This window comes from Photobacterium lucens (assembly GCF_009873615.1).
GTDB classification, from domain to species: Bacteria; Pseudomonadota; Gammaproteobacteria; order Enterobacterales; family Vibrionaceae; genus Photobacterium; species Photobacterium lucens.
In genome coordinates this window covers 1-5,716 of the sequence record NZ_SSMG01000193.1, presented here as the reverse complement: position 1 = coordinate 5,716, position 5,716 = coordinate 1, and the positions used below count along the sequence as shown (strand labels likewise).

5 protein-coding genes are annotated in these 5,716 nt (G+C 39.1%); 2 read left to right on the top strand and 3 right to left on the bottom strand.

The genetic code is table 11. From position 1 onward, the window contains the following. Positions 1-145 precede the first annotated feature (145 nt). Both E5A76_RS09215 and lpxL read left to right on the top strand, forming a co-directional pair. Positions 146-1,078 carry an LpxL/LpxP family Kdo(2)-lipid IV(A) lauroyl/palmitoleoyl acyltransferase gene (locus E5A76_RS09215; protein ID WP_161118741.1) on the top strand — a complete coding sequence of 311 codons (933 nt, stop codon included), beginning with the start codon at positions 146-148 and terminating at the stop codon, positions 1,076-1,078. 270 nt (positions 1,079-1,348) lie between these two features. After that, positions 1,349-2,281, top strand: a complete 933-nt coding sequence (lpxL, locus tag E5A76_RS09210) for an LpxL/LpxP family Kdo(2)-lipid IV(A) lauroyl/palmitoleoyl acyltransferase (RefSeq protein WP_161118740.1) — start codon at positions 1,349-1,351, stop codon at positions 2,279-2,281. Positions 2,282-2,357: 76 nt separating this feature from the next. Here the strand turns inward: lpxL and E5A76_RS09205 are convergent, their stop codons facing one another. The 3 genes from E5A76_RS09205 to E5A76_RS09195 form a co-directional block, all read right to left on the bottom strand. Continuing rightward, positions 2,358-3,107, bottom strand: a complete 750-nt coding sequence (locus E5A76_RS09205; RefSeq protein WP_161118739.1) for a DUF481 domain-containing protein — start codon at positions 3,105-3,107, stop codon at positions 2,358-2,360. Between the two features lie 103 nt (positions 3,108-3,210). Further along, complete coding sequence (locus E5A76_RS09200) at positions 3,211-3,849, bottom strand: DNA-J related domain-containing protein (RefSeq protein WP_053988155.1); 639 nt, start codon at positions 3,847-3,849, stop codon at positions 3,211-3,213. Between the two features lie 141 nt (positions 3,850-3,990). Then, the gene (locus E5A76_RS09195; protein ID WP_053988154.1) at positions 3,991-5,280 is read right to left on the bottom strand and encodes an HAAAP family serine/threonine permease; all 1,290 of its coding nucleotides are present in this window, start codon (positions 5,278-5,280) and stop codon (positions 3,991-3,993) included. Between the last annotated feature and the right edge of the window lie 436 nt (positions 5,281-5,716).

Below are 5,716 nucleotides of genomic sequence, written 5' to 3'. Positions count from 1 at the left end.
AATATCTAAAAACAGTAAGAAATGGTCGTAATTAACATTATTTAATTAGGGAATAGATGCTAAAGCAATTATGATGCAGGCTGTTAATTATTAGGCTTGCTCTTGTCGTCAATTGGAGATGATAGCTGGCACTTAGGCGCTATACATGACTCAACGAAATAAACCGACTTTCACCTTAGCTTTTCTGCATCCTCGTTATTGGGGAACACTATTATTGATTGGCTTAATGTATCTATTGAGTTGTCTTCCGTATTCTTGGCAAGTTGTGTTAGGTAAAAATATTGGTCGTTTAGCGATCAAATTAATGAAAAAACGTCGTCGTACCATTGAGCGTAATTTAGACCTTTGTTTTCCAGCGATGTCTGAAGAAGATAAACAAATTCTGATCAAAGAAAACATCGATAATACTGGGATGGCATTGTTTGAAACAGGAATGGCGTGGTTTTGGTCAGATGCCCGTGTAAATCGTCACGTTACCATTGTTGGACTTGAGCAGATGGAAGCCTTAGCCAAAGAAGGAAAAGGCGCATTAATGGTAGCGGTGCATTCTATGAATCTTGAATTAGGTGCGCGTGCATTTGGGATCAAAATGTCAGGGATGGGTGTGTATCGTCCTAACAATAACCCTTGTTTTGATTATTTCCAGTACTTAGGTCGTTCCCGTTCAAACCGCACTTTGATTGACCGTAAAGACGTAAAAGCCATGCTACACGCACTGCGTACAGGTGAGCGTGTATGGTATGCACCGGATCATGATTATGGTCGTCGACGCTCAACCTTTGCGCCCTTATTTGCGGTAGAGCAGGCTTGTACTACAACGGGTACCAGTTTGCTGGTGGATAATACCGATTGTGCGATTGTGCCTTTTACTATGGTGCGAGATGAAAAAGGGCATTACACCTTAACATTACGCAATCCTGTGGAAGGGTTTCCTAAAAATGATCCAGATGCGGCAGCGGTGTTTATCAATAAAATTGTTGAAGAGTCAATTATGGCTGCACCGAGTCAATATATGTGGCTTCATCGCCGCTTTAAAACGCGCCCTGAAGGACAAGCGTGTTTGTATCAAAATAGTTAAAACAAAAGCTGTAATTCATACAATTTATTCTATTTATGTTTAACTTAGCCCGTCACCGTACGGGCTTTTTCTTGCCTCTTTCGATACTTTTGACCTTATAAGTAAAGCTTAATGAAAGCTGTATGGTATAGATCGTCGTCACGGTTAGACTTGCAACGTATACGATACTCAACATAAAATACTGTTACTAACTGCTTAGAAATCCTATCAATATTATTAGAATTAACAACACTCTAAGCGGCTTTAAAATGTAACGGGATCATTTTTGCTATGAAAAAATTCACAGCGCCAACTTTTAAAAAAGAATTTTTACACCCTAAATACTGGCCTGTTTTATTACTAATGGGCGTAATGTATTTAATTAGCTGGCTGCCATATTTTATTCAGTTTCGCTTAGGCCAAGGTGTTGGTCGTTTAGCGATGCACTTTATGAAAAGTCGTCGTCAAACCATAGAGCGAAATCTTGAGTTGTGTTTCCCTGAAATGGAAGAGTCAGATCGTCAAGCGCTGATTAAACAAAATATCGATAACACAGGTTTAGCCTTGTTTGAAACGGGTATGGCATGGTTTTGGCCGAATCTACGTGTTGAACGTCATGTAACGGTTGAAGGCTTAGAGCATGTTTATAAACTGCAAGAGCAGGGTAAAGGTATTCTGTTAATTGCCATTCACTCTATGAATCTTGAGTTAGGCGCGCGTGCGTTTGGTATGCAAACACCGGGTGTAGGTGTATACCGTCCGAATAACAATCCATGTTTTGATTTTTTCCAGTTTAAAGGTCGGATTCGTTCAAATAAGCATATGCGCGATCGTAAAGATCTTAAGGGTATGTTCCGTGATTTAAAGAAAGGTGAAATGCTTTGGTATGCACCAGATCATGATTATGGCCGCGGTCGAAATTCAACATTTGCGCCATTATTTGCGGTAGAAAAAGCCTGTACAACAACAGGTACTAGTTTACTGGTAGATAGTACAGGTGCAGTGCCACTGCCTTTTGCGATGATCCGTAATAGTGATAGTGGACAATATACTTTGAAAATCTTCCCACCATTGGAAGCATTTCCGCATAAAGATTCAGATGCAGCAGCGGCTTATATTAATAAAGCGGTTGAACGTTCGATCTTAGAAGCACCATCACAATACATGTGGTTACATCGTCGTTTTAAAACACGTCCAGAAGGTGAACCTTCGTTATATAACTAATATTATGAACAAATAAAAAAGCCGAATATATTGATTATATTCGGCTTTTTTATTGATTAAACTACCTATTTTATAATTAGAAATCGTAAGTAATGCTCACTGTACTGTAGATTTCATCATTACTCTTATCACTTGCCACTTCGGTATTGTAGATATATTGGGTATCTATCATTAGTGCCACATTATCGATTAAACGGTTTTTAATATAGGCTTTAATATCGTATGTGGTATTTGCAATACCGTAGTCAATATTACTGTCAAAACCTGCAGAAAAGGTTGGAGTAAAATCTTTCTTTCCACGGATAAACGCATTGGCAATCACGTTTCCTTCTCTTTGGTTCGGATAATCAGGATCGGTACTTTGGCGTTTGCTCCAGCGGTAACCAGGACCACCACCAACCACTAACTTAGTCGTTTTTGTATCGTAAAATTTATAACCCAAACCAGTTGAAATAATGTATTCGCTACGATAAGTACCAAATTGATCATGGTTATAAGTATTACTTAAATACGTAAACGCATGTGGACCCATCGCATATTCATTATTGAGGTTAACTTGGTATTTGTTTACGCCGTCTTCTTCTTCCGTACTGTCGGTATAGTATGAACTGAGGGCTAATTTATTTGACCAGTTATTTTTGTTGTAACGTAGCTCTGTTGCAGAGTTAAGCGACATAGATGTTTTGGTGGTTTTTGAATAAATAAAACCCAGTTTTGCTGAACCATCAAATGCCGATTTTTCTTCTTCTGTTGTTGGTACATCCGTTGCAGCTAAAGCAGTGTGACACAAGATGCCTGTAAGCGGGAGTAAGAGGTATTGTTTCATTGTCTCGCAGCCAAAGTAAGAATTCGCTGAGCAATGTAGGGGAGCTTGGTTATTATAATGTCAGGATTTTGTGATAGCTGTGTACGAAATATAATATTAATGATTAATAGTTCAGGCTGGGATTTTTCAAGTGATTGATTAAGCGCTGATTTGCGTTATACAGCTGTTTAAACTTCTCACTATCGCCATTTTCTCGATCTGGATGCCATTTTAAGGCTAAACGTCGCCATTGCTTACGAACCTCTGGTAAGGAGGCAGTGTTTGGTAGTTCAAAGAGGGCAAAATCATCATCAATTGAAAGGTATTGAATAGTTTCTGATTCATTATTGATATGCTGTTGGTATCGCTTCCAAAAAGAGCGCAATAACGACTCGATTGCGTCTTCATCAGCATGGTAATTATGCCAATCTAAATAATATTCGCGCAATGGATCAGGTTTTTCTAAGTGGTGACTTTGATAAACAATATTAAGTAATTGAATATCCATAGCTTCAACTTGTAGCCATTGTTTGGGAAATAGCAAAATTTGCAATTGATAGAGGGCATTCATTAACAGGAAATTACGTTTAAAAAGATCTTTATTGCTATCAGCATCAAGAGTATCGAGCATCTTTTTATCACGTAATGTTTGGCTCAATGTGTGGATCATCCAGCCTTTGGGCTGGTGTTGCAGCAAAGACAAAATTGGCCAAATCAATGGATTCTCATGCTCAAGCTGGATATCTGCAGGCTGATGATTCATTGGCTATCCATTATCTAAGTGATTTATTTATGAATGACTTAAGATTAATGTAGCAAATTTTTTACAATAAACAGAGTACAGAAGTAGGAAAAAACAAAAAAGGCTAGCACATGGCTAGCCTTTTAACTCATTGTTTATTCTTTACATAAACAGAGAGTAGAAGATTGCAGAGATAGAAATCAGACCAATCACTGTTACAAAAACGTTGCTGATTGCGCCAGAGTATTTCTTCATTGCTGGTACTTTCTTGATTGCGTACATTGGCATAATAAATAGCAACATCGCAATAATAGGACCACCAAGGCTTTCAATCATACCTAGGATGCTTGGGTTTAGTGTTGCTACTGCCCAAGTTGTTACTAGCATGAAGATTGCAGTAAAGCGGTTAAGTGCCTTGTTTGAAATCTCTTTGTTCTTATCACGTGCAACTTTGATCACTAGACCATTTAGACCTTCACTTGCACCTAAGTAGTGACCAAGGAAAGACTTAGTAATAGCAATAATTGCAACAATAGGTGCTACGTAAGCAATAACTGGTGTATCGAAGTGGTTCGCTAGGTAAGTTAGGATCGATACGTTGTTCGCTTTTGCTTCTGCTAGGTTTTCAGGTGATAGACTGAATACACAGCTGAATACGAAGAACATTACAGTTAATACCATCATGATGTGCGCACGAGCAAGGATACGTGAACTTTGACGCTCTGCGTTTTCGCCGTACTCTTTTTGCGTTGCAACCGCAAATGATGAAATCACTGGTGAGTGGTTAAATGAGAACACCATTACCGGTAGAATTAACCATACCGCTAGCATTACAGCGTTCATGCCGCCATCTGCAGGGATCACATCGTGGAAAATGGCATCATTCCAGTAAGGAATAAGGTAAAGCGCCAGCATCAGTAGCACTGCCACGAATGGGAATACTAAGATACTCATTGCTTTAACAATAAGTTGCTCACCTAAACGTACGATTGCCATTAAGCCAAGGATCAATACTAGTGCAAGGATCGCACGTGCTGGCGGCTCAATACCAAGCTGGTTTAGCATGAAGCTTTCAACAGTGTTTGTTAATGCAACACTGTAAACCAACAGAATAGGGTAGATAGCAAAGAAATAAAGTAATGTGATCACTTTACCCATGCCTTTACCAAAGTGCTCTTCAACAACTTCAGTAATATCAGCACCCGGGTTAGAGCTTGATAGTACAAAACGTGTCATTGCACGGTGGGCAAAGAACGTCATAGGGAATGCTAGCACTGCCATTACGATTAATGGGATTAAGCCGCCAACACCCGCATTGATTGGTAGGAATAGTGTACCTGCACCTACGGCAGTACCGTATAGGCCAAGCATCCATAATGTGTCGCTTTTTTTCCACCCTAACTTTGTGCTTTGTGCTGAAGTCGTCGCTGTTGATTTTTGTGCGGTGCCCATAATGGACATCTCCTTTATAAGTATCGTGTTTAACTTTCAAAGGGCTGAGTTATTTGTTTCGTCCTTGGTCGCAAATGCGAAGAGCAACAGATAAAGCTTCAGTAATAGAAGTGGGAACGTGCGTGTTGATGGTGAAATACGATATTTAAATAAAATATGTATTGGGTGACAGGTCCGTCGTCAATCAGTGTTTCCTTGCTGACATCAAGCAAGTTGTATCAATCTCTGCTGTGAGTCTCTCTTATAATAACCTTGTAAATTGTGCCCCTATGGAAGAGCGCGCATTATAGGGGAAAAATTCGTGGTTCAACAATTTTTGCAGAGAAAAAAAATGCGTTTGCTTATAAAGCATACAAGAGGGTTAACGTCTTATTAATAACATTATTATGCGGTGAGAATGATGGGATTTTTATGTAATAAAACTGTATAAATTAGT